This window comes from Streptomyces roseifaciens, assembly GCF_001445655.1.
In the GTDB taxonomy this organism is placed as follows: Bacteria; Actinomycetota; Actinomycetes; order Streptomycetales; family Streptomycetaceae; genus Streptomyces; species Streptomyces aureoversilis.
The window spans coordinates 467,998-493,029 of record NZ_LNBE01000002.1; the positions used below are offsets into that span (position 1 = coordinate 467,998).

The window sequence follows — 25,032 nt, forward strand, 5'->3', positions numbered from 1 at the left end:
GGGGGATTTCCTGCTTTCCGGGCGGCTCACCCGGTGAACAATTGCCGAAGCCTCGAGGCGAGTTCGTACACCCCGTAGGCGAAGGGCGCCCCCACCCACAGCCAGCTGAGCACGAGCACCGCCTTGCGCACGGGTGTCACAGCCCCGCCCCCTTCTCCGGTACGGCCGCCGGCGGCCGGCCCCCGCCGCCGGCCGGCTCGTGGTGGCGCGGGTGCACGGGCCGGACGAGCTCGTTGGCCGCGAAGCCCACGGCCAGCAGCCCGATCATGACGAGGAAGGACGTGGTGTAGAGGCCGGGCCCCGTCCGGCCCGCGGACTTCCCGGCGTCGGCGACGGAGTTGACGATGAGCGGACCGAGGATCCCGGCCGTGGACCACGCCGTCAGCAGCCGGCCGTGGATCGCACCGACCTGGTAGGTCCCGAAGAGGTCCCTGAGGTAGGCGGGCACGGTAGCGAACCCGCCGCCGTAGAAGGACAGCACCACACCGGCGCAGGCGATGAACAACGGCTTGGACGAACTGCCGGCCAGGGCGATGACGAGATACATGAGCGCGCCCGCGCCGAGATAGAGCCGGTAGACGTTCTTGCGGCCGGTGATGTCCGAGGCGGAGGACCAGACGATCCGGCCGAGCATATTGGCGAGCGAGAGCACGCCGACGAATCCCGCGGCCGCGGCCGCACCCACGGGGGAGGAGGAGTCCGCGAAGAAGTCCGTGATCATCGGGGCGGCCTTTTCCAGAATGCCGATGCCCGCCGTGACATTCGCGCAGAGAACGACCCACAGGCACCAGAACTGCGGCGTGCGCAGGGCGTTGCGGGCCGATACCTGAGCGCTCGTGACGAGCTCCCGGGACGGCGCGCGGTCCGCCGCTCCTCCCGGCGGCCGCCGGGCATCGGGAGGCACCCGTACGAGCAGCACGCCGGGCGTCATGAACACGGCGTACGCCACCCCCATCACCAGGAACGTCCGCGCGATGCCGGAGGAGTCCGTGCCGAAGTGCGACAGCAGCGCGGACGACCACGGCGAGGCGATGAGGGCGCCGCCGCCGAAGCCCATGATGGCGATGCCGGTGGCCATGCCCGGGCGGTCGGGGAACCACTTGATGAGCGTGGAGACCGGCGAGATGTAGCCGATGCCCAGCCCGGTCCCGCCGATGAGGCCGTAGCCCACCACGACGAGCCAGTACTGGCGCGTGGCCGCCCCCAGGGCGGCCACCAGGAAGCCGGACGAGAAGCACACGGCCGACACGGACATCGCCCAGCGGGGGCCGTTGCGCTCCACGAGGGTGCCGCCGAAGGCGGCCGACAGGCCGAGCATCACGATCGCCACCTGGAAGGGCAGCGCCGAGGCCGTGCCGGACAGGCCCAGCGAGGACTCCAGCGGCGGTTTGAACACGCTCCAGGCGTAGGCCTGGCCGATGGCCAGGTGGATGGACAGCGCAGCGGGCGGGACCAGCCAGCGGCTCCACCCCGGCGGTGCGACGACACCGGATCGGGCAGGCATGGACGGACGCTACAGCGCCTTCGGGGCCCGCGCCCAGACCGCGGGTGGACCGGCCGCCGGGGAGCCGAGCGCTTCACCGGCAGCCGGGTGCATCACCTGCAGGCGCACCGCGGCCGGTCGCGCAGCTCCCCGCGCCCCTTCGGAGCGCGGCCGAACCGCACCGGACTGCGTCGGGCCCGCTCAGCCGGCGACGACCCCCACCGCGGCCAGCCAACCGCTGATCCGGGCCGCGGGGGCGATACCGCTGAAGCGGAAGCTCTCCTTACCCTTGCGCAGCAGGATCACGGTGGGCACGCCCATCGCGTCGAACCGCTCCTGCGCCCAGTCGGCCCGGTCCACATCGATCTTCACTCCGGTCAGGGCGTCGCCGCAGGCCTCGACCACGTCCTCCAGGACGGGGGTGAGCAGGGAGCACGGGCCGCACCACGGGGCGGTGAGGTCGACCAGGACGGGCACGGGCCCGGCGAGCAGCCGGTCCAGCTCGGCCTCGTCGGTGATCTCGCGCAGCACGCCGCGCTCCTGCGGCTCCTCGTCCTCCTCGTCCTCCTCGCCTTCGTCGTCCTCGAAGTCCTCCTCGCCCTCCTCCTCGTCCTCGAAGCCGCCGGTGTCCGCGGCCTCGGCGGCGGCGCGGGCGAAGAGGACCGCGTTCTCCGGCGGCGCGGAGATGCCGTTGACGCTGAGCCCGGCGGCCAGCAGCCGCTCCAGCACGTCGAGGGCGAGGTCGTGACCGGGGCGCTCGGCCACCGACACCTCGGCGAGGTGCGGCGTGAGCGCGATCAGGGCGTCGGCGAGGGTGTGGTCGACGCGGACGCCCTCGAAGGCGAGGGAGGCCAGGTGCGGCACCTCCGCCAGGACGGCCAGCGACCGGGGCTCGAACGCCGTGGTGCCGCTGAGGACGAGGGTGTCGAGGGAGCCGGCCGTCTCGGACCCGGCGAGTGCGGCCAGCCCCGCCCCGGTGAACCGGGGCGACTCCAGCACCAGGTCGGTCAGCTCCGGCATGGTGCCCAGCGCCGCGACGCCCTCGTCGGTGAAGTCGCCCGACAGCACGAGCGTCTTGACCGCCCGCTGCCCCGCGACGGCCCGGAGCATGCCGTCCGTCGCGCCGCCCAGGTCGGCGACGACGAACGCGTCGGACGGCAGCCCGGCGAGGCCGTCCGCGAGGGCCTCCTTGTCGTCCGCCCCGGCATCGGCCGCGTCGATCACGTAGACGAGCCGGGAGCCGGAGGACAGCGCCACCGGGCCGCGCGGCTCCACCTCCACGGGCTCGCCCCCGCCCTCCGTGTAGCGGACGAGGGTGCCTGGAAGGCCTTGCTCCGGGAACTGGATCAGACGCGCATGCATGCGCCCCATGCTATTCGTCGACGCTGATGACCTGGGTCGGGCACGTCATGGCGGCCTGGCGGACGTCCTCGTGCACCTCTTCCGGCGGAGCCTCCTGGAGGAGGACGACGATCCCGTCGTCGTCCTGGTCGAAGACGTCCGGGGTGAGCATCACGCACTGACCCGACCCCACGCACCGCGGGGTCTCCACGCTGACGCGCATGGCGGGGAACCTCTCTCCGGAGCCGGTCACCAGGTGACGGGCAGTTCGTAGACGCCGTAGACCATGGCGTCGTCCTTGAACCCGAGCTCTTCCAGGGGCGCGGCCAGGCGCAGGCCGGGGATGCGCCGGAAGAGGGTGCCGTAGACGACCTCCAGCTCCACGCGGGCGAGGTTCGCGCCGATGCACTGGTGGATGCCGTAGCCGAAGGCGAGGTGGCTGCGGGCCTCCTCGCGGTGGACGTTCAGCGTGTCCGGGTCGGGGAAGACGGATTCGTCGTGGTCCGCGGAGTTGTTGAGGGGGAGGATGCCCTCGCCGGCGCGGATGACGGTGCCGCCGACCTCGATGTCCTCCAGGGCCACGCGCGCGGCGCCCGAGTCCGAGATGCTGAAGAAGCGCAGGAGTTCCTCGACGGCGCGGGGCAGCAGGTCCGGGTCGGCCTTGACCGCGTCCAGCTGCCCGGGGTGCTCCAGCAGCGCCAGCACACCGAGGGCGATCATGTTGGCGGTGGTCTCGTGGCCGCCGACGAGCATCAGCCGCGCCATCGTCACGACGTCGGTGTGGTCGGCGACCTGCTCCACCCGGTTCTTCTCGATGAACCGGCTGATCAGGTCGTCGCCCGGCCGCTCCTCCTTGCTGGTGACCAGCGCGTCCAGGTAGCCGTCCAGCGCCTGGACCGCCGCTCCGTACTCCTCGGGGGCGGCGTCGTGGTTCATCATCACCGCCGACCACTCCTCGAACTGCGCGTGGTCCTCGTAGGGGACGCCGAGCAGCTCGCAGATCACGAGGGAGGGCACGGACAGCGCGAGCGCGGTCACCAGGTCCACCGGGCCGCCCGCGGCGAGCATGGCGTCGATGCGCTCGTCCACGATCTCCTGGATCCGCGGGCGCATGGCCTTGATCCGCCGCGCGGTGAACTCGGGGATCAGCATGCGGCGCTGGGCGGTGTGGTCCGGGGGGTCCATCGACAGCAGCATCAGCCGCACCGACTGGAGCATCTCCTCGGGGATGTGGAACTGGTGCGGGTATCCGGGCAGCTTGAGGTTCGAGCTCACTCGGGAGTCGCCGAGCACCTGCTTGACGTGCTCGTAGGTGGTGACCAGCCAGGCGGGCTTGCCGTTGACCTTGAGGGTGGCCCGGGAGACCGGTTCCGTCGCGCGGAGCTTGGCGTACTCCTCCGGCGGGCTGAAGGGACAGGTGCGCTTCATCGGGAACGCCGGGTGGCGCGCCCGGTCGGCGGAGTGCGTCATGGTGCCCTCTCGAACTCGGTGCGTCGTGCGGATGGTTACCAGGTGACCGGCAGCTCGTAGACGCCGAACACGATGGCGTCGTCCTTGAACTGCAGGTCCTCCGGGGAGGCGGCGAGGCGGAGGCCGGGGATGCGCCGGAAGAGCGTGCCGTATACGACGTCGAGTTCGAGGCGCGCGAGGTTCTGCCCGATGCACTGGTGGACGCCGTAGCCGAAGGCGAGGTGGCTGCGGGCCTCCTCGCGGTGGACGTCGAGCGTGTCGGGGTCGGCGAAGACGGCCTCGTCGTGGTTGGCCGCGTTGTTGAGCGGCAGGATGCCCTCGCCGGCGCGGATGACGGTGCCGCCGATCTCGATGTCCTCCAGGGCCACGCGCGCGGTGCCGGAGTCGGAGATGCTGAAGTAGCGCAGGAGTTCCTCGACGGCCCGGGGCAGCAGGGCGGAGTCCGCCGTCACCGCGGCGAGCTGCTCGGGGTGCTCCAGCAGGGCCAGGGTGCCGAGGGCGATCATGTTCGCGGTCGTCTCGTGGCCCGTGACGAGCATCAGCCGCGCCATGCTGACGATGTCCGCGTGCTCGACCGCCGGTTCCGCGCGGTTCTTCTCGATCAGCCGGCTGATCATGTCGTCGCCCGGCTCGCTCTCCTTGGCGGTGACCAGGCCGTCGACGTACCGGTCGAGCTCGTAGTGCGCCCGCCCGCGCTCCTCCTCGCCGATGTCGCGGCTCATGATCTGCCCGGCCCAGGTCTCGAACCGGGGGTGGTCCTCGTAGGGGACGCCGAGCAGCTCGCAGATCACGAGGGAGGGCACGGGCAGCGCGAGTGCGGTCACCAGGTCCACCGGGCCGCCCGCGGCGAGCATCGCGTCGATGCGCTCGTCCACGATCTGCTGGACCCGGGGCCGCAGCTCCCGCATCCGGCGGACGCTGAACTCGGGCGCCAGCATGCGGCGCTGGACGGTGTGGTCCGGCGGGTCCATCGACAGGAACGTCAGCGGGACGGCCTGCAGCATCTCCTCCGGCACGGGGACCTGCAGCGGATAGCCCGGCAGCTTCAGGTTGGCGCTCACCCGGGAGTCGCCGAGCACCTTCTTGATGTGCTCGTGCCTGGTGATCAGCCAGGCGGGCTTGCCGTTGACCTTGAGGGTGGCCCGGGAGACCGGTTCCGTCGCGCGGAGCTTGGCGTACTCCTCCGGCGGACCGAAGGGGCACCGGCGGGCCATGGGGAATGCGGGGTGCTGCTCGGCAGATGGGTTCATGGTGCCCTCTCGCACTCGGTACGTCGTACGGGCGGGCACGTGGGAAACGGGCTGCCGCCGTTCGCACGCTAAACACCCCCGGTGCGCGGGAGCACCCCCTACCGGCCCCAGTTCGACGGCACCGGCGCGGGCGCGGCGGCAACCCCTCCTGCGCTAGGGGCCGTTAGGGGTCCTGGCGCGCCGCCGCAGCGGGTTAGCGTCGGTCACGACCCCCTGCACGACGTCGAGTGAGGTGCTTGCCGTGTCCTCGGACCCCAGCGCAAAGGGAACGGTCCCTTTCGGGGAGTACCGGACCTGGTACCGGATCACCGGTGAACTCCGTGCGGGCCGGCCGGCCGTCGTCGCCGTGCACGGCGGCCCGGGCAGTACGCACGACTACCTGCTGGGCCTCACGGCCCTCGCCGACGCCGGCTGGCCGGTCGTCCACTACGACCAGCTCGGCAACGGCGGATCGACGCACCTGCCCGACCGCGGCGCGGACTTCTGGACCCCCGAGCTCTTCCTCGCCGAGCTGGACAACCTGCTGGAGCGCCTCGGTATCGCCGGCGACTACGTGCTGTTCGGCCAGTCGTGGGGCGGGTTGCTCTCCGCCCGGCACGCCTCGGCCCGCCCCTCCGGCCTGCGCGGTCTCGTCATCGCCAACTCGCCCGCCTCGTATCCCCTGTGGCTCGGCGAGATGGAGGTGCTGCGGTCGCAACTCCCGCCGGGCGTGGACGAGACGCTGCGGCGCCACGAGGCGGCCGGCACGACCGACTCGGACGAGTACTTCACCGCGATGCGCGTCTTCTACGACCGGCACGTGTGCCGGGCCCTGCCGTGGCCGCGGGACTTCCTCTCCTCCTTCATGGAGATCTACAACGACCCGACCGTGTACTACACGATGAACGGGCCGAACGAATTCCATGTGATCGGCACCCTGAAGGACTGGTCGGTCATCGACGGCCTGGACGCGATCGAAGCGCCGACCCTGCTCGTCAACGGCCGTTACGACGAGGCGACGGCGGTGACGATGCAGCCGTTCCACGACCGCATTCCGGACGTGCGCTGGGAGGTCTTCGAGAATTCGAGTCACGTGCCGCACCTGGAGGAGCCGGAACGGTTCACCGAGGTGCTGACCGGATTCCTGAAGAGCCTGTAGAGAGGACGTGGCATTCATGGCCGACCAGACACACAACACCGCCGTCGTCTTTCCCGGCATGGGCCCGTCCGCGTTCACCGACGTCGGCCGGTTCATGGTGGTGAACCCGTTCGCCCGCGAACTCGTCGCCGTCGCCGACGACGTGCTCGGCTATTCCCTGGTCGACGAATTCCGCGAGGCCGACGGGGACTATTCCGAGGCGGCGCAGGTCGCCTTCCTCGTGAACTGTCTCGCCTCCGCCGAATGGGCGCGGCAGAACCTGGGGATCGAGCCCGCCCTCTGCGCCGGGCCGAGCTTCGGCGAGAAGGCGGCGATCGCCTTCTCCGGGGCGCTGCCGGTGGCCGAGGCGATACGGATGACCGCCGAGCTGGCCCGCTGCATGGACGAGTACTTCCGGCACGAGCACCGCGACATCGTCACGCTCTCCTTCGTGCGCACCCCGCGCGAGCGGCTCGACGAGATCCTCGCCGACCTGGACGAGCAGGGCGAGTGGCACGACATCTCCTGCTTCATCGACGACGACTTCTTCATGCTCTCGCTGGCCGAGGGCCGGGTCGCCTGGTTGCAGGAGCGGCTGCGCGCCGTCGGCGGGATGTCGCTGTACACGATGCGGCCGCCCATGCACTCGGCCGCCTTCGCGGGGCTGCGCGCCAAGGCCGAGCGGGAGGTGGTGTCCACCCTGGACTTCGCCGACCCGGAGCTGCCGGTCGTCGCCGACCAGGACGGCACTCTCCTGCACTCGGCCGACGGCATCCGCACGATGCTGCTGGACAGCTTCACCCGCCCGCTGAACTGGCCGGCGGTCGTGACCGCCCTCAAGGAGGCCGGTGTCGGGCGGGTCTGCGTCGCGGGCCCGGACAGCCTCTTCGGCCGGGTCGGCCGCACGACGGACAACTTCGAGGTCATCCCGGCCAATCCGCGGCTGGCGATGACACCACGGCGCCGTGCCGGCGCCGCCTGAGCACCCTCCGACGATGGGATCCATCATGTGGGACGACCAGTTCGAACAGCTGCTGCGCAAGTTCCTGCCGTTCCTGGCACCGGACGAGCCCCTGGAGAGCGGCACCGCCCTGCGCGACCTGGGGCTGGACTCCCTGGGCGTGGTCGAGCTGCTCGGGAACCTGGAGAGCACCTATGACGTGCGGTTCCTCGACGGCGCGCTGGCCATGGAGAACTTCGAGAACCCCGGCATCCTCTGGAAGACCGTGGAGAGCATGCTGGCCGGCACCGCCGCGTAGCGGGGGCCGGGGGAGACCACGATGAACGACACCACGGACGCCGCGCTGACCGGCCGCTTCCTGCGAGGCCTGGCCCTGTCGCCGGACCGCCCCGCGGTCCGGGCCGGCGGAGCCGCGCTGACCTACCGGGAGCTGCACGAGCGCGCGCTGGCGCTGGCGGGCTCGCTGCTGTCCGGGCTGCCGGAGCGGCCGCGGGCGATCGGCGTGCTGGCGGGCAAGGGCCTCTCCGCGTACCCGGCGGTCCTCGCCGGCCTGTACACGGGGATCACCACGGTCCCGCTGCAGCCCGCCTTCCCCGCGCTGCGCACCCGGCAGATGACCGAGGCGAGCGGCGTCGGCGCACTGATCGCGGACGACGACGCGCTGCCCGCGCTCACGGCGCTGCGGGAGGCCGGCACCGAGCTGCCGGTGCTGTTCCCTCCCGGGGGGCAGCCGATGCCGGCCGTGCCGTACGACCCGGCCGCCGCGTTGGTGTCGCCGCAGCCGGTGCGGGCGTCGGACGTCGCGTACGTCCTGTTCACCTCCGGCTCGACCGGCAGGCCGAAGGGCGTGCCGGTCACGCACGCCAACACCGCGCACTACTTCGGCCTGCTCGACGAGCGCTACGACTTCGGGCCCGGCGACGTCTTCTCGCAGAACTTCGACCTCAACTTCGACTGCGGGATGTTCGACCTGTTCTGTGCCTGGGGGGCCGGCGCGACCCTGACCGTCCCGCCGCCGCAGGCGTTCCGGGACATGCCGGCGTTCGCCGCCGCGGAAGGGCTGACCGTCTGGTTCTCCACGCCCAGCGCCATCGCCCTGATCCGGCGCATGGGCGGGCTGCGGCCGGGGGCGATGCCGTCCCTGCGGTGGAGCTTCTTCGCGGGGGAGGCGCTGAACTGCCAGGACGCCGAGGACTGGCAGGCGGCGGCGCCGGGCGCGTTCCTGGAGAACCTCTACGGCCCGACCGAGCTGACCATCACGGTCTCCGCCCACCGGTGGTCCGCCGGGCGGGGGCTGCACGGCGTCGTGCCGATCGGCGCGGTGCACGCCGGGCACGGCGTGCTGCTGCTGGGCCCGGACGGCGCGGAGCGCACGGACGAAGGGGAGCTCTGTATCGCCGGGCCCCAGCTGACGCCCGGCTATCTCGACCCCTCCGACGACACCGGCCGCTTCTTCCACCGGGACGGCCGGCGCTGGTACCGCACCGGCGACCGCGTCCGCCGGGCGGACGACGGCGGACTGCTCTACCTGGGGCGGCAGGACGCCCAGGTCCAGGTGCACGGCGTGCGCGTGGAGCTGGCCGAGGTGGACGCCGCCGTGCGCTCCTGCACCGGCGTGGAGGACGCCGTCACCGTGGCGGTCGCGGCGGGCCACACCTCCGAACTGGTGGTCTTCTACACCGGATCGGCCGTGCCGCAGGTGCAGCTGGCCCGCGAGCTGCGGAGCGTGCTGCCCCTGGCGATCGTCCCGAAGAAGTACGTGCACCTGGCGGAATTCCCGCTGAACCCGAACCGGAAGATCGACCGCAAGAAGCTCGCCCTCCGGGCCGCGCCCGCAGCCGGCTGAGCCGGCCGCCCGGGCCGTGCAGGAGGGCTCTCATGAAAGGTCATACGGGGCGCAGTGAACCGTAATTCGACATCGGATACCCGTCCGCCCGCGCTGGTCCACGCGCTGCTGGACGAGGCCACGGCGGACACCGCCCCCGACGCCACGGCGGTCGGGGACGGAGCCGGGCGCTGGACGTACCGGGAGCTCACCGCGTACAGCCACGCGGTAGACGCCTGGCTGGAAGCCCGCGGCATCGGCCACGGCGACCGGGTGCTCGTGCAGGTGCCCAGCACCCGCGAACTGGTCGCCCTGTTCTACGGGACCTCGCGGCGCGGCGCGGTGTTCGTGTCGCTGAACCCGGGGATGAAGGACTTCCACCTCCGCTCGGTGCTCGCCAACGCCGAACCCCGGCTGGTGATCGCGGCCGACGCGGCCGCGGAGCGGATCGCGGAGTTCTCCCCGGCCCCGGTCGTCGGGACGGAGGAGTTCTGGAGCGGGGTCGCCGCCCTGCACGAGCGGGGAGCGCGGGCCTCGGGCCCGGTCGAGGTGTCCGCCGAGGACGTCGCGGCGCTGGTGTACACCTCCGGCAGCACCGCCGCGCCGAAGGCGGTCGTCTGCCCGCACGGGCCCATGCTCTTCGCCTCGCACGCGATCCACCTCGAACTCGGCTACCGCCCCGACGACGTGGTGTTCTGCCGCTTCCCGATCTCCTGGGACTACGGGCTGTACAAGATCCTCCTGGCCGCCCTCGGCCGGTCCGAGCTGGTGCTCGCCGACGGTGAGTCGGACCTGGTGCTGCTCAAGCGCATCCGGGAGTCGGGGGCGACGGTGGTGCCCATCGTGCCGTCCCTCGCCACCATGATCCTGACGCTGGCCGAGCGCGAGCCCGCGCCGGAGGGGACCTCCCGGGTGCGGATGTTCACCAACACCGGGGCCGCGCTGCCGAGGCCGACGGCCGACGCCCTGCGCGCGGCGTTCCCCGGCGCCGAGGTGGTACGCCAGTTCGGCCAGACCGAGTGCAAGCGCATCTCCGTCCTGCCGCCGGCGTTCGAGGACAGCAAGCGCGAGTCGGTCGGCCGGCCCCTGCCGGGCACGAGGGTGTTCGTCCTCGACGAGGACGGGGCCGAGCTCCCCACGGGAGAGACGGGCGAGATCGTGGTCGAGGGCCCGCACGTGATGCCCGGCTACTGGCGGGCGCCGGAGCTCACCGCCCGCACGTTCCGGGAGAACCCGGTCACCGGTGCCCGGCGGCTGCACACCGGCGACTACGGGCACGTGGACGAGGACGGCTTCCTCTACTACGAGGGCCGCCGCGACGACGTGTTCAAGCGCAAGGGCGTGCGCATGAGCACCACCGAGATCGAGGCCGCCGCGATGGACGTCCCCGGCGTCCGCGCCGCCGCCGTCCTGCCGCCCAGCGGGGACCGCGACCTCGCGGTGTGCGTCGAGGGCGACGTGGCCTCGCACACCGTCCTGCGCGAGCTGGCCCGCCGGCTGGAGCCCGCCAAGGTCCCCGGCCTCTGCAAGGTCGTCGAGGACCTGCCCCTGACCCTGCACGGAAAGCACGAGCGCAAGCAGCTCGCACTGCTGTTTGAAGGGAACGACCGGTGACCGGTTACACCGAGCTCGCCGAGCGCTTCGGCACCCCCGCCTACGTCTACGACCTCGACCGCATCGCCGCGGCGAAGCGCGACCTCTTCGCCGCCCTGCCCGAGGAGGCCCACCTCTTCTACGCCGTGAAGGCGAACCCGCACCCGGAGCTCGTCCGCGAGATGTGCGCCGGCACCGGGCGCGGCTGCCGGGCGGAGATCAGCTCCGTCGGCGAGCTCGCCGCCGTGCTCGCCGCGGGGGCCTCCACGGCGGACGTCCTCTACACCGGGCCCGGCAAGACCGAGGGTGAACTGACCGAGGCGCTCAAGGAAGGCGTGCGGCTGTTCTCCGTCGAGTCCCTCGGCGACCTGCGGCGCATCGGGGAGGCCGCCGGCCGGCTCGGCGTCGTCGCCGACTGCCTGCTGCGGGTCAACAGCGCCTCCGCGAGCGCCTCGACCAGCATCCGGATGACCGGCGTCCCCTCCCAGTTCGGCTTCGACAGCGAGACGCTGCCCGGCCTCCGGGACGAGCTCACGGCCGTGCCCGGGACCCGGGTCGCGGGCGCCCACTTCTTCCCGCTCAGCAACGCCAAGGACGAGGCGAGCCTGATCGCCGAGTTCCGCCACACCATCGGGGTGGCCGCCGGGCTGCAGGAAGAGCTGGGCGTGCGGTTCCGGTTCGTGGACATCGGCGGCGGCTTCGCGGCCCCGTACGCCGTGACCGGCGAGCGGCCGGTGTACGGCGAGCTGCGCGCCGCCCTGACCGAGACGCTGGACGCGCACTTCCCCGGGTGGCGCGAGGGCGCCCCGCGCATCGCCTTCGAGTCCGGGCGGTACCTCGTGGGCGACAGCGGCACGCTGCTCGCCGGGGTGGTCAACCTCAAGGAGAGCCGCGGCCGGCGCTTCGCGATCCTGGACGGCGGCATCAACACCTTCGGCGGGATGTCCGGTCTCGGGCGGATCCTGCCGGTGTCCGTGGAGCTCCACGGGCCGCAGGCGCCGGCCGAGCAGGTCGCCAGCCTCGTCGGCCCGCTGTGCACCCCCGGGGACATCCTCGGCCGTGACATCCCGCTGCCGGCGCTCGCGCCCGGGGACGTCGTCGCCGTGCCCAACGCGGGCGCCTACGGCCCCACCGCGAGCCTGCTGATGTTCCTGGGCAGGCCGGCCCCGGTCGAGATCGTCGTGCGCGGCGACGACGTCGTGTCGGCCTCCCGGATCGAGCACACCCGCGCGTACGCGCACGGCCGGGGGGAGCTGTGAGCTCCCCGGCCACGAGGGGGGCGGGGGCTGCGGATCCCGCCGGGGACCGGGCCCCCGCCCGGCGGGACGCCACCGTCGTCGTCACGGGCGTGACCTCCGACTCGCACACCTGGAACCTGGTCTTCCTGCAACTGCTGCTGGAGGAGCTCGGCTTCGGCGTCGTCAACCTCGGCCCCTGCGTGCCCGAGGAGCTGGTCGTCTCCGAGTGCCTCGCCCGCCGGCCCGCGCTGCTCGTGGTGAGCAGCGTCAACGGCCACGGCTACCGGGACGGGATGCGGCTGATCAGCCGGCTGCGCCGGCAGCCCGGGCTGAGCTCCGTGCCGGCGGTCATCGGCGGCAAGCTGGGCATCGCCGGGGCCCAGAGCACCGAGCAGCTCGGCGCCCTGGTCACCGCCGGGTACGACGCCGTCTTCGACGACGGCACCGAGGGGATCGCCTCCTTCCGGCGGCTGCTCGACGCGCTCCCGCAGCGGGCGCTGGCGTGACCGGGTTCGGCGCGTTCGTCCGCCGGGCACGCGCCGGCGGCGAACTCGTCGTCCAGCCCAGGATGGGCATGAGCGAACCCGAGCGGATGCGCGCCGGACTGCGGGCGACCAGAGCGGCGAACGGGCGGACGGTCGGCACGATCACCCTGGACAGCTACACCCGCGTCCGGGACCTGGAGTCCGCCGGACTCGCCCTCCTGGAGGGCGAGTCGCTCAACGGCTACCCGATCGTCAACCACGACCCGGCCACCACGCGGTGGGTCCTGGACGGCTCCCACGGACCGGACTTCCCCGTCCAGGTCCGGCACGGCTCGGCGGACCCCATCGACATCTTCCGGGCGCTGATGACCGTCGGACTCGACGCCTCCGAGGGCGGCCCCGTCTCGTACTGCCTGCCCTACGGGCGCATTCCGCTGCAGGAGTCCGTGGACAACTGGTCGCGCTCCTGCGAGCTGTTCGTCCGGCTGCGCGAGACCGGCCTGGAGCCGCACCTGGAGACGTTCGGCGGGTGCATGCTCGGACAGCTCTGCCCGCCGAGCCAGCTGGTGGCGATCAGCGTGCTGGAAGCCCTGTTCTTCCACCGGCACGGCCTGCGCAGCATCTCCGTCAGCTACGCCCAGCAGACGAGCCCGGTGCAGGACGCCGAAGCCGTCGCGGCGCTGCGCCGGCTGTGCGCGGAACTGCTGCCCGACACCGACTGGCACGTCGTCATCTACGCCTACATGGGCGTCTACCCGGCCTCGCCGGACGGCGCCTACCGGCTGCTGGGCGAGGCGGCGGAGCTCGCCGCCGCGACCGGCTCCGAACGCCTGATCGTGAAGACCGTCGCCGAATCCGTACGGATTCCGACGGTCGAGGAGAACGTCGGCGCGCTCGAATTCGCGGCCGCCACCGCGGCCGGGACCCGGCGGCCCGTCACCGCCGCCGGTGCGGGTGCCGATTCGCAGACGTATGCGGAAGCCGCCGCCCTCGTGACCGCCGTACTCAATATGGCGTCCGATCTCGGCGAGGCCATGCTGCTGGCATTCCGCAGGGGATATCTCGACATCCCCTATTGCCTGCACCCCGACAACATGGGGCGCAGCAGGAGTTACATCGACGGAAAAGGACGGCTCCGCTGGGCGGACATCGGCAGGCTGCCGCTGACCGGCGTGGTGGAAACGCGCGGGTCCCGCACCGTCACCTCCGGCGATCTGCTGGATTCCCTGTCCTACGTGCGCCGGAAGTTCGACCACGAGCAGGTGTCCGGCACACCGGGCAGGGGAGCGATCGGCCCCGGGGCGCACACGTCCTAGGGGTGCGTAAGGGTGTGGCCCTTGCCGGGGTCTCACTACTGTCAACGGGAAAACGGTTTCGGCCGAAAGTGGAGATGCGCGGATGAACGAGTCCAGTTCCGATTCAGCACTGGCCCGGCTGCTGGCCACCACCGCGCCGTCGGAACACCGCAGGGTGGTCCTCGACCTCGTGCACGCCCACGCGTCGGCGGCACTGCGGGCGGCCCGGCCCGACGCCCCCGGAACCCTGGACCTCACGCTCCCCTTCGTCGAGCTGGGCTTCGACTCGCTGGCGGCGGTCGACCTGCACCGCAGGCTGAGCGCGGAGACCGGCCTCGACCTGCCGGTCACGCTCGCCTACGAGCACCCGACCCCTCTCGCCCTCGCCGAGCGGCTGCTGGCCGGGGCCCTGGGCGACGCCGCGGCCCGGCCCGCGCCGGTCGCCGCGGTCACCGCGGCCGGGCCCGCCGACGAGCCCGTCGCCGTCGTGGGGATCGGCTGCCGCTTCCCGGGCGGGATCGACTCGCCGGAGGAGCTGTGGCGGCTGCTGGCCGACGGCGGCGAGGTGCTGTCCGGCTTCCCCGAGGACCGTGGCTGGGACCTGGAGAACCTCTTCGACGACGACCCCGAGGCACCGGGGCGCAGCTATGTGCGCACCGGCGGATTCCTGGACACCGCCACCGGGTTCGACGCCGACTTCTTCGGGATCAGCCCGCGCGAGGCCCCGGCGATGGACCCCCAGCAGCGGCTGGTGCTGGAGACCGCGTGGGAGGCGCTGGAGCGCGCCGGCATCGACCCGACGGGCCTGCGCGGCAGCGCGGCGGGCATGTTCTTCGGCGCCGAGGTGCAGGAGTACGGCCCGCGCCTGCACGACGCGCCCGACGGCCTCGACGCCTATCTGCTGACCGGCAACGCGCCGAGCGTCATCTCCGGCCGCGTCGCCTACGTCCTCGGCACGGAGGGGCCGGCCGTCACCGTCGACACCGCCTGCTCGGCCTCCCTCGTGGCCATCCACCTGGCCTGCCAGTCCCTGCGGCAGGGCGAGTCCTCGCTGGCGCTCGCCGGCGGCGTCGCCGTGATGGGCGGACCCGGCGTCTTCACCGCGTTCAGCCGCCAGCGCGGCCTGGCGCGCGACGGCCGGTGCAAGGCCTTCGCGGCCGCGGCGGACGGCACCGGATTCGCCGAGGGCGCCGGCGTCCTCGTCCTCGAACGGCTCTCCGACGCCCGGCGCAACGGCCACCGCGTGCTCGCCGTCGTCCGCGGCTCGGCCGTCAACCAGGACGGCGCCAGCAACGGCCTCACCGCGCCCAGCGGCGCCGCCCAGCAGCGCCTCATCCGCCAGGCCCTGGCCAACTCCGGGCTGACCGCGGCCGACGTCGACGCCGTCGACGCGCACGGCACCGGCACCACGCTCGGCGACCCCATCGAGGCCCACGCGCTCCTCGCGACCTACGGGCAGGAGCGGAACGGCGGCGAACCGCTGCTGCTCGGCTCGGTGAAGTCGAACCTGGGCCACACCCAGGGCGCCGCCGGCGTCGCCGGGGTGATCAAGATGGTCCTCGCCATGCGCCACGGCCACCTGCCGCGCACCCTGCACGTCGACGCGCCCAGCCCGCACATCGACTGGTCGTCGGGGGCCGTGGAGCTGCTCACCGAGGGCCGGCCCTGGCCCGGGACGGGCCGCCCCCGCCGCGCCGGCATCTCCTCCTTCGGCGTCAGCGGCACCAACGCGCACCTCATCGTCGAGCATCCCGAGAAGGACGCGGCGGACGCCGAGCCGGCCGGCCCCGCGCCCGCGGACGAGAGCGCCCCCGGTGTGCTGCCCTTCGTCCTGTCGGCCCGCGGCGAACAGGCCCTGCGCGCCCAGGCGTCCGCGCTGCTGCCCCTCGCCGCCGAGGCGCCCCTGGCCGACCTCGCCCTCTCCCTGGCCACCACGCGTGCCGCCCTTCCGCACCGCGCCGCGATCGTCACCGGCGACCGCGGCGAACTGCAGGAGGCCCTCACGGCCCTCGCCTCCGGCACCGCCCCCACCGGCGTGGCCGGGCCCGGCGGGCTCGCGTTCCTCTTCACCGGCCAGGGCAGCCAGCGCCTCGCGATGGGACGCGGCCTTGCCGAGGCCTTCCCGGCCTACGCCGACGCGCTCGACGAGGTCTGCGCCTACCTCGACATGCAGCTCCAACCACCCCTGAGCGACGTGCTGTTCGCGGAGGCGGACACGCCGGAGGCCGCGCGGCTGCACGACACGGAATACGCCCAGCCCGCCCTCTTCGCCGTCGAGGTCGCGCTGTTCCGGCTCCTGGAGAGCTGGGGCGTGCGGCCCGACTACCTCGCCGGGCACTCGATCGGCGAGCTCGCCGCCGCCCACGTGGCCGGCGTGCTGACGCTGGAGGACGCGGCGATCCTCGTGGCCGCGCGCGGCCGCCTCATGCAGGAACTCCCTGCCGGCGGCGCCATGGTCGCGGTGCAGGCCGCCGAAGCCGACGTGACGCCCCTGCTCACCCCGCGCACCGGCATCGCCGCCGTCAACGGCCCCACGTCCGTCGTGATATCCGGCGACGGTGACGAGGTCGCCCGCATCGCCGAAGCCCTCGCCGAGCGGGGCCACCGCACGAAGCGCCTGCAGGTCAGCCACGCCTTCCACTCGCCGCTGATGGAGCCGATGCTGGCGGAGTTCCGCCGCGTCGCCCAGGTGCTGACCTACGCGAAGCCGCGGATCCCCGTCGTCTCGACGGTCACCGGCGCCCTCACCGCCGGCGAACTGTGCAGCTCCGACCACTGGGTCGAGCACGCCCGCGCCCAGGTGCGCTTCCACGACGCCGTGCGCGGCCTGGAGGAAGCCGGAGTCCGCACCTTCCTGGAGCTCGGCCCCGACGGCGTGCTCAGCGCGATGGCCGAGGAGTGCGCCGAGGGCACCGGCCTCGCCTTCGCCCCGCTGCTGCGCCGCGACCGGCCCGAGGAGCACGAGGCCGTATCGGCCCTCGCCCTGGCCCACGGGCGCGGCGTGCACGTCGACTGGGCGCGCTTCCACGCCGGCCGCGGCGGCCGGCGGATCGACCTGCCCACGTACCGCTTCCAGCGCAAGCGGTTCTGGCTGGAGCCGGGCTCGTCCGGTGCGGACGCCACCGGCCTCGGACAGCTCCCGGCCGGCCACCCGCTGCTGGGCGCCGTCGTCGCCGTCGGTGCCGACGAGGTGGTGCTGACCGGCCGCCTCTCGCTCCGTACGCACCCCTGGCTGGCCGACCACGTCATCTCCGGCCGCGTGCTCTTCCCCGGCACGGCGTTCGTGGAACTGGCCCTGCGCGCGGGCGACCACGTCGGCGCGGGCACCCTGGAGGAGCTGACCCTCGGCGCCCCGCTGGAGCTGCCCGCCGACGGGGGAGTGGCGGTGCAGGTCGCCGTCGGCGAGCCCGACGCATCCGGGCGCCACCCGCTGACCGTCCACTCCCGGCCCGACGGAGCGGAGCCCGGCGCGTGGACCCGGCACGCCACCGGCGTCCTCGTCGCCGCCGCCGCGCCGCCCGAGGCTCCCCTGGACGTCTGGCCGCCGGAGGGCGCCGAGCCCATCGGCCTCGACGGCGTGTACACGGACCTGGCCGCCCAGGGCTATGGATACGGCCCGGCCTTCCAGGGCCTGCGCGCGGCCTGGCGGCACGGCGACGACATCTGCGCCGAGGTCGCCCTGGACCCGGCCACGGCGGCGGACGCGGCCGGCTTCGGACTGCACCCCGCCCTGCTCGACGCGGCCCTGCACGCTGCCGACCTCGGGGAGCAGGCCCGCCCGGAGGTGCTCGTCCCGTTCGCCTGGAGCGAGGTCCGCCTGCACGCGGTCGGCGCCGCCGCGGTACGGGCCCGGATCTCCCGCGACGGCAAGGACACGCTCTCCCTCCGGCTCGCCGACGCGACCGGCTCCCCCGTCGCCACCATCGGCGGCCTCACCTCACGCCCGGTGCCGGACGCCGAACTGCTCTACGCGGTACGGACGGTGCCCGCGGCCCGGCCCGCGCAGGCCCCGCCGCTGAGCACGGCCGCGCTCGGCGACGTGCTGGACGGGGCACGGTCCGGGCCGGTGCCGGACGCGGTCGTGTACCGGGCCGGGGAGCACGACGGCGACTGCGCGACCGCAGGGCGGGCCGCCGCAGGAGACGCCCTGCGCGCCCTGCAGTCCTGGCTGTCCGACGACCGCTCCGCCGACGCGCGCCTGGTCGTCGTCACCTCCGCGGGACCGGCCCACGCGCCGGTCCGCGGCCTGGTGCGCTCGGCCCAGGCGGAGAACCCGGGCCGCTTCGTCCTGGTGGAGCACGACGGCTCGCACTCCGCACCCTCCGACGCCGACCTGAGCGCCGCCCTCGCCACCGGGGAGCCCGAACTCACCCTCTCCGGCGGGGAACTGCGCGTCCCCAGGCTGGCCGCCGTGCAGCCCGCGCGGGGCGCGGCACCGGACTGGGGCACCGTACTGATCACCGGCGGCACGGGCGGCCTCGGCGGCATCCTGGCCCGGCACCTGGTGAGCACCCATGGCGTCCGCAGCCTGGTGCTGGCCGGCAGGAGGGGCTCCGCACCCGCGCTTGAGGCGGAACTCACCGCGCTGGGCGCCGACGTGAGCGTCGTGGCCTGCGACACGGGCGACCGCGCCGCCGTCGAGCGGCTCCTCGCCGCCCACCCCGTCGACTCCATCGTCCACGCCGCGGGCAGCGTGCACGACGGCGTGATCGGCTCGCTCAACGACGAGCTGCTCGCCGAGGTGTTCCGGGCCAAGGCGGAGGGAGCCTGGCACCTGCACGAGCTCACCCGCGGCCGGGAGCTGAAGGCGTTCGTCCTCTTCTCCTCCCTGGCCGCAGTGCTCGACGGCGCCGGACAGGGCAACTACGCGGCGGCCAACGCCTTCCTCGACGCCCTCGCCGACCACCGCGCCTCCCTCGGACTGCCCGTCACCGCACTGTCGTGGGGCCTGTGGGCGACCGACGCCGGGATGGGCGCCCACCTCGACGCGACGGCACTGGCCCGCATCGCGCAGTACGGGCTGCCCGGGCTGAGCGCCGAGCGGTCCCTGCGCCTGTTCGACGCCGCCGTCCGCTCCGGCGAACCCCGGCTCGTACCCGCCGAGGTCGACGCCGCCGCCGTACGGGCCCGGCCCGGCGGCATCCCCCCGCTGCTCAGCGGGCTGATACGCCCCCTGGCACGGCGGGCCGCAGCGGCGCAGGCACCCGCCCTGCCCGCCGCGGGCGGCGCACTGGCCGCACTGCCGGCCGCCGAGCGGGACCGCACGCTGCTGGAGCTCGTCCGCACCGAGGTCGCGGCCGTCCTGCGGCACGACGGCGCCGCCGCCGTCGACCCGGCCAGGGCCTTCACCGAGACCGGCTTCGACTCGCTGTCGGCCGTCGAGCTCCGCAACCGGCTGAACACGGCGACCGGACTGCGCCTGCCCGCCACCCTCGTCTTCGACTACCCCACCCCGGGGATCCTGGCCGACCACATCCGCGACACCCTCTTCGGCACCGCACCGGACACCCCGCCGCAGCCCACCGAGCTCCCCGCCGCCGCGGACGAGCCCATCGCCATCGTCGGCATGAGCTGCCGCTACCCCGGCGGCGTGCGCTCGCCCGAGGAGCTGTGGCAGCTGGTCGCCGACGGCGTCGACGGCATCGCGGCCTTCCCCGAGGACCGCGGCTGGGACACCGACGCCCTCTACGACCCCGAGCCGGGCACGCCCGGGAAGACGTACGCCCGCGAGGGCGGATTCCTCTACGACGCCGCCGAGTTCGACGCCGACTTCTTCGGCATCGGCCCGCGCGAGGCCGTCGCCATGGACCCCCAGCAGCGCCTGCTGCTGGAGGTCTCCTGGGAGGCGCTGGAACGGGCCGGCATCGACCCCGCGGCCGTCCGCGGCTCCCGCACCGGCGTGTTCGCCGGCGTCATGTACCACGACTACGGCAGCCGGCTGACGGACGTGCCCGAGGACGTCGCCGCGTACTTCGGCAACGGCAACCTCGGCAGCGTCGTCTCCGGCCGGGTCGCCTACGCGCTCGGCCTGGAGGGACCGGCCGTCACCGTCGACACGGCCTGCTCGTCCTCGCTGGTCACCCTGCACCTCGCGGCGCAGGCCCTGCGGCAGGGCGAGTGCTCCCTGGCGCTGGCCGGCGGGGTGACCGTGATGTCGACCCCCGACACGTTCGTGGACTTCAGCAGGCAGCGCGGCCAGGCCGCCGACGGCCGCTGCAAGTCCTTCGCCGCCGCGGCCGACGGCACCGGCTGGGGCGAGGGCGTCGGCGTCCTGGTGGTGGAGCGGCTCTCCGACGCCCGGCGCAACGGCCACCGCGTCCTGGCCGTCCTCAAGGGCAGCGCGATCAACTCCGACGGCGCCTCCAACGGCCTGACCGCCCCCAACGGCCCGTCCCAGCAGCGGGTGATCCGCGCCGCCCTGTCCGGCGCGGGGCTGACCGCCGCCGACGTCGACGCGGTCGAGGCGCACGGCACCGGCACCACCCTCGGCGACCCGATCGAGGCCCAGGCCCTGCTCGCCACGTACGGCCAGGACCGGCCGGCGGGCCGGCCGCTGTGGCTCGGCTCGATCAAGTCGAACATCGGCCACACCCAGGCGGCGGCCGGCGTCGCCGGTGTCATCAAGATGGTGATGGCGATGCGCCACGGGGTGCTGCCCCGGACGCTGCATGTGGACGCCCCCTCGGACCAGGTGGACTGGTCGGCCGGCGCGGTGGACCTGCTCACCGAGGCCCGGCCGTGGGAGCAGGACGGCCGCCCGCGCCGGGCCGGGGTGTCCTCGTTCGGCATCAGCGGCACCAACGCCCACGTGATCCTGGAGGAGGCCGCAGCGGAGGAGGCCGAGCCCGAGGAGGCCGCACCCGGGCCGGACGGGCCCGGCGAGGCCCCGGCCCCCGCGCTCGTGGCGCTGCCCGTCTCGGCCCGCGGCACCGCCGCCCTGCGCGACCAGGCCGCGCGGCTGCTGCCCCTGACCGGCGCCGAAGTGGCCGACCTGGCCCTCGCGCTGGCGACGGCCCGCACCGCGCACCGGGACCGCGCGGTGATCCTGGCGGCCGACCGCGCCGAGGCCGAGGCCGGCCTCGCCGCGCTCGCGCAGGGGACGTCCGCGCCGGGCCTGGTCACCGGCTCGGTCACCGAGGGCGGGCTCGCGTTCCTGTTCTCCGGCCAGGGCTCGCAGCGGCTCGGCATGGGACGCGAGCTGTACGAGGCCTTCCCCGTCTTCGCCGAGCACTTCGACCGGGCCGCCGCCCTGCTGGACAAGTCGCTGGAACGGCCGCTGGCCGAGGTCCTGTTCGGCAGCCCCGACGAGGGTTTCGACCGCGCCGGGCTGCTGGAGCGGACGGCCTGCACCCAGGCAGCCCTGTTCGCCACGGAGGTGGCGCTGTTCCGCCTGCTGGAGTCCTTCGGGCTGCGCCCGGACTGGCTGGCGGGCCACTCCGTCGGCGAGTTCGCGGCCGCGCACGTCGCGGGTGTCTGGTCGCTGGAGGACGCGGTGGCTGCCGTCTCGGCGCGCGGCCGGCTGATGCAGGCGCTGCCCGAGGGCGGCGCGATGGTCGCGGTGCGGGCGGCGGAGGACGAGGTGGCGCCCCTGCTGGACGAGCGGATGAGCATCGCCGCCGTCAACGGGCCGCGCTCGGTCGTGGTCTCCGGTGACGCCGACGCGGTCCTCGCCCTCGCGGAGGGCTTCGACAGGTCCAAGCGGCTGCGGGTCTCCCACGCCTTCCACTCCCACCACATGGACGCCATGCTGGCGGAGTTCGGAGAGGTCATGGGCGGGCTCTCGGCCGCCGACCCGGCCATCCCGCTCGTCTCGACGCTGACCGGCCGCCCGGCCACCGGGGAGGAGCTGCGCTCCCCGGAGTACTGGGTCCGGCACGTGCGGGAGACGGTGCGCTTCGCGGACGCCGTCGCCGCCCTGGAGGCGCAGGGCGTCACCACCTTCCTGGAGCTGGGCCCCGACGCGGTGCTCGCCGCGATGGGCCGGGACTGCACCGACGGCGCCGAGTTCGTGGCGGTCTCCCGCAAGGACCGGCCCGAGGTGCGCGAACTGCTCGGCGCGCTGGCCCGGGTCCACACGCGCGGCGCCGGCGTCGACTGGTCCGTGCTCCACGGCGGCCGCGCCGGGCGGCCGGTCGACCTGCCGACGTACGCCTTCCAGCACCGGCGCTTCTGGCTCGACGCCCCCGCGCGCAAGGGCGACGCGGGCGGGCTCGGCCAGACCCCGCTCGACCACCCGCTGGTCGGCGCGGAGATCCGGATGGCAGCCTCCGACGGCGTCATGCTGACCGGGCGGCTCTCCCTCGCCACCCACCTCGTGCTCGCCGAACACGCCGTGCTCGGCACCGTGCTGCTGCCCGGGGCCGCGCTGGTCGACCTCGCGATCCGCGCCGGCGACCTGACGGGGCGTCCCGTCCTGGAAGAGCTCACGCTCGAAGCGCCCCTGGTCATCCCGCAGCGCGGAGCCGTACAGCTCCAGGTGGTGGCCCGGGACGGCACCGCGGAGATCTTCTCGCGGCCCGAGGGCGCCGCGCCCGGCGCGGGCTGGACCAGGAACGCGACCGCGCTCCTCACCGACCGGGGCGGACCGCAGCCGCAGTCCCTCGCCGAGTGGCCGCCGCCGGGCGCCGCCCCGGTCGACACCGCAGGGCTCTACGACCGCCTGCAGGCCGGCGGCTTCGCCTACGGGCCCGTCTTCCGCGGCGTCCGGGCCGTCTGGCGCCGCGGCGAGGAGCTCTTCGCCGAACTCGCGCTCCCCGCCCCGGCCCGGACCGAGGCGGCCGCCTACGGCCTGCACCCCGCACTCCTCGACGCGGCCCTCCACGTCACCTCGCTCTTCGACGACGGGACCGCGGAGGACGACGGCCGGGTGCGGCTCCCCTTCGCCTGGGAGGACGTCGCCCTGCACGCCACCGGCGCCTCGGCGGCCCGCGTCCGGCTCTCCCGCACCGGCGGCGAGGGCGGCGGGGCGGCCGGGAGCGTACGGATCGAGCTGGCGGACCCCTCCGGCCGGCCGCTCGCGACCATCGGGTCCTACGCCACCCGGCCCGTCGCGGCCGGCCGTCTGACCGCGGGCCACGACGCGCTGTTCGCCGTGGAGCAGGTGCCGCTGCCGCAGGCGCCCGCCGGGAGCGGCCGCGACCGCCGGTTCGCGGTGCTGGGCACCGACGACCTCGGGCTCGGCCTGCCCGCGTCCCCGGACCTCGCCTCGCTCGGCGCCACCGCGCCCGACGCGGTCCTGCTGCCCGTACGGCCGGACTCCGGCGACGTGCCCGCGGCCGTACGGTCGGCCCTGCACGGCGTGCTCGGCGTCCTCCAGGAGTGGTCGGCGGACGAGCGGTTCGCCGCGGCGAAGCTCGTCGTGCTGAGCGGGACCGGACTCGCCGGGGCCCCCGTACGCGGCCTGGTCCGCGCGGCGCAGGCCGAGGACCCGGGCCGGATCGTCCTCGCCGGCACCGGCGACGAACCGCCGTCCCTGACCGCCCTGGCCGCCGCCCTCGACTCGGGCGAGCCCGAAGTCGTGCTGCGCGACGGCGAGGTGCTGGTGCCGCGACTGGCCGTGGCCGGTGCTCCGGACGGCGCTCCCGGCGACCGGGACGCCCCCGCCCCGGACTGGGGCACCACGCTGATCACCGGCGGCACCGGAGGCCTCGGCGCGCTGGTCGCCCGGCACCTCGTCCGGCGCCACGGGGTCCGCAGCCTGGTCCTGGCCGGGCGCCGCGGCCCCGAAGCCCCGGGCGCACGGGAGCTGCAGGAGGAGCTGGCCGGACTCGGCGCGGAGGCCCACGTGGTCGCCTGCGACGTCGCGGACCGGGCCGCCCTCGCCGCCCTGCTCGCCGAGCACCCCGTCCGCAGCGTCGTGCACACCGCGGGCGTCCTGGACGACGGCCTGATCGGCTCGCTGACGCCCGCGCGGATCGACACGGTGCTCGCCCCCAAGGCCGACGCCGCGTGGCACCTGCACGAGCTGACCGAGGGGCAGGACCTGGCGAACTTCGTGCTGTTCTCCTCGGCGGCGGGCACGCTCGACGCCACCGGCCAGGGCAACTACGCGGCCGCCAACGTCTTCCTCGACGCGCTCGCCGCCCACCGCAGGGCCGCCGGCCTGCCCGCCGTCTCCCTGGCCTGGGGCCTGTGGGACCAGCCCGGGGGCATGGGCGGGCAGCTCGACGAGGCGGACCGGCAGCGCATCGCCCGGGCCGGCATCGGCGCCCTCGAACCCGCCGACGGGCTCGCGCTCCTCGACGCCGCCCTCCTGGCCGGCGCCGCGACGCTCGTGCCCGTAAAGCTGGACCTCGCGGCCCTGCGCCGGCGGCCCGATGACGTACCCGCCGTCCTGCGCGGCCTCGTCGCCGCCCCGCCCCGGCGCGAGGCGAGCGGCGAGAGCGGCGCGGCGGACGCCGGCGGGGCGCCGCTCGCCCGCCGGCTGGAGACCCTGCCGGCCGCCGACCACGACCACGCGGTCCTGGAGGCGGTGCGCGCCGAAGTCGCCGCCGTGCTCGGCCACGACGGCGCGGCATCGGTCGAACCCAGGCGCGCCTTCACCGAGCTGGGCTTCGACTCGCTCGCCGCCGTGGAACTGCGCAACAAGCTCAACGCGGTGAGCGGGCTGCGGCTCCCCTCCACGATGATCTTCGACTACGCCACCCCGGCGGCGCTGGCGGGCCACCTGCTCACCCGGCTCGTACCGGACCGGCCGGAGCCCACCGCGGCACCGTCCGGGGACGCCGGGGACGCGCGCCTGCGCGACCTGCTGGCGGGCATCCCGCTGGCCCGGATCCGGGAGGCGGGCCTGCTGGATTCCCTGCTGGAGCTGTCCGGACCGGACGCCTCCGCCGGCCCCGCCCCGGACCCCGGCCCGGGCCCGGACGACGCCGCGGCCGCCCGGAACGTGGCGGACATCAAGAGCATGAACATCGCCGATCTCGTGCGGACCGCACTCGACCGCAGCGACGCCAAGTAATCAGGGAGCGACAC

15 protein-coding genes are annotated in these 25,032 nt (G+C 74.3%); 9 read left to right on the top strand and 6 right to left on the bottom strand.

Annotated elements, in window-relative coordinates; genetic code table 11:
- Positions 1–26: 26 nt before the first annotated feature.
- From AS857_RS42250 to AS857_RS03880, 6 genes are all read right to left on the bottom strand, one after another.
- Positions 27–140, bottom strand: coding sequence for an MFS transporter small subunit (locus tag AS857_RS42250; protein WP_420823907.1), 114 nt, complete (start codon positions 138–140; stop codon positions 27–29).
- Positions 137–1,504 (bottom strand): L-lactate MFS transporter, encoded by a 1,368-nt coding sequence (locus AS857_RS03860; protein ID WP_058041669.1) that lies wholly within the window; start codon positions 1,502–1,504, stop codon positions 137–139. The genes AS857_RS42250 and AS857_RS03860 overlap by 4 nt, the downstream gene beginning before the upstream one ends.
- A 180-nt stretch (positions 1,505–1,684) precedes the next feature.
- Positions 1,685–2,845: a thioredoxin family protein gene (locus AS857_RS39790; RefSeq protein ID WP_160330176.1), complete on the bottom strand. Its 1,161-nt coding sequence runs from the start codon at positions 2,843–2,845 to the stop codon at positions 1,685–1,687.
- 10 nt (positions 2,846–2,855) lie between these two features.
- A complete protein-coding gene (locus tag AS857_RS03870) occupies positions 2,856–3,047 on the bottom strand; it encodes a ferredoxin (protein ID WP_058041671.1) in 192 nt (63 codons plus the stop codon).
- A 26-nt stretch (positions 3,048–3,073) separates the two neighbouring features.
- A complete protein-coding gene (locus AS857_RS03875; RefSeq protein ID WP_058041672.1) occupies positions 3,074–4,294 on the bottom strand; it encodes a cytochrome P450 in 1,221 nt (406 codons plus the stop codon).
- A gap of 35 nt (positions 4,295–4,329) precedes the next feature.
- Positions 4,330–5,544: a cytochrome P450 gene (locus AS857_RS03880; protein WP_058041673.1), complete on the bottom strand. Its 1,215-nt coding sequence runs from the start codon at positions 5,542–5,544 to the stop codon at positions 4,330–4,332.
- A 241-nt stretch (positions 5,545–5,785) separates the two neighbouring features.
- Between AS857_RS03880 and AS857_RS03885 the strand changes: the two genes are divergently transcribed.
- The 9 genes from AS857_RS03885 to AS857_RS03925 all read left to right on the top strand — a co-directional run bounded on the left by AS857_RS03885 (position 5,786) and on the right by AS857_RS03925 (position 25,018).
- A complete protein-coding gene (locus AS857_RS03885; RefSeq protein ID WP_058041674.1) occupies positions 5,786–6,682 on the top strand; it encodes a proline iminopeptidase-family hydrolase in 897 nt (298 codons plus the stop codon).
- A 16-nt stretch (positions 6,683–6,698) separates the two neighbouring features.
- On the top strand, positions 6,699–7,643 hold the full coding sequence (locus AS857_RS03890) for an ACP S-malonyltransferase (RefSeq protein WP_058041675.1): 945 nt from the start codon (positions 6,699–6,701) through the stop codon (positions 7,641–7,643).
- Positions 7,644–7,668: 25 nt separating this feature from the next.
- Complete coding sequence (locus tag AS857_RS03895; protein ID WP_058042090.1) at positions 7,669–7,920, top strand: acyl carrier protein; 252 nt, start codon at positions 7,669–7,671, stop codon at positions 7,918–7,920.
- A gap of 21 nt (positions 7,921–7,941) precedes the next feature.
- Positions 7,942–9,468 (top strand): AMP-binding protein, encoded by a 1,527-nt coding sequence (locus AS857_RS03900; RefSeq protein ID WP_058041676.1) that lies wholly within the window; start codon positions 7,942–7,944, stop codon positions 9,466–9,468.
- A gap of 54 nt (positions 9,469–9,522) precedes the next feature.
- Positions 9,523–11,061: an AMP-binding protein gene (locus tag AS857_RS03905; RefSeq protein ID WP_058041677.1), complete on the top strand. Its 1,539-nt coding sequence runs from the start codon at positions 9,523–9,525 to the stop codon at positions 11,059–11,061.
- Positions 11,058–12,299 carry a type III PLP-dependent enzyme domain-containing protein gene (locus AS857_RS03910; protein WP_058041678.1) on the top strand — a complete coding sequence of 414 codons (1,242 nt, stop codon included), beginning with the start codon at positions 11,058–11,060 and terminating at the stop codon, positions 12,297–12,299. Before AS857_RS03905 ends, AS857_RS03910 begins: the two co-directional genes overlap by 4 nt.
- On the top strand, positions 12,296–12,784 hold the full coding sequence (locus AS857_RS03915) for a cobalamin B12-binding domain-containing protein (protein WP_058041679.1): 489 nt from the start codon (positions 12,296–12,298) through the stop codon (positions 12,782–12,784). The genes AS857_RS03910 and AS857_RS03915 overlap by 4 nt, the downstream gene beginning before the upstream one ends.
- Complete coding sequence (locus AS857_RS03920) at positions 12,781–14,079, top strand: methylaspartate mutase (protein ID WP_058041680.1); 1,299 nt, start codon at positions 12,781–12,783, stop codon at positions 14,077–14,079. Before AS857_RS03915 ends, AS857_RS03920 begins: the two co-directional genes overlap by 4 nt.
- Before the next feature lie 82 nt (positions 14,080–14,161).
- Positions 14,162–25,018, top strand: coding sequence for a type I polyketide synthase (locus AS857_RS03925; protein ID WP_058041681.1), 10,857 nt, complete (start codon positions 14,162–14,164; stop codon positions 25,016–25,018).
- The last annotated feature ends 14 nt before the right edge of the window (positions 25,019–25,032 follow it).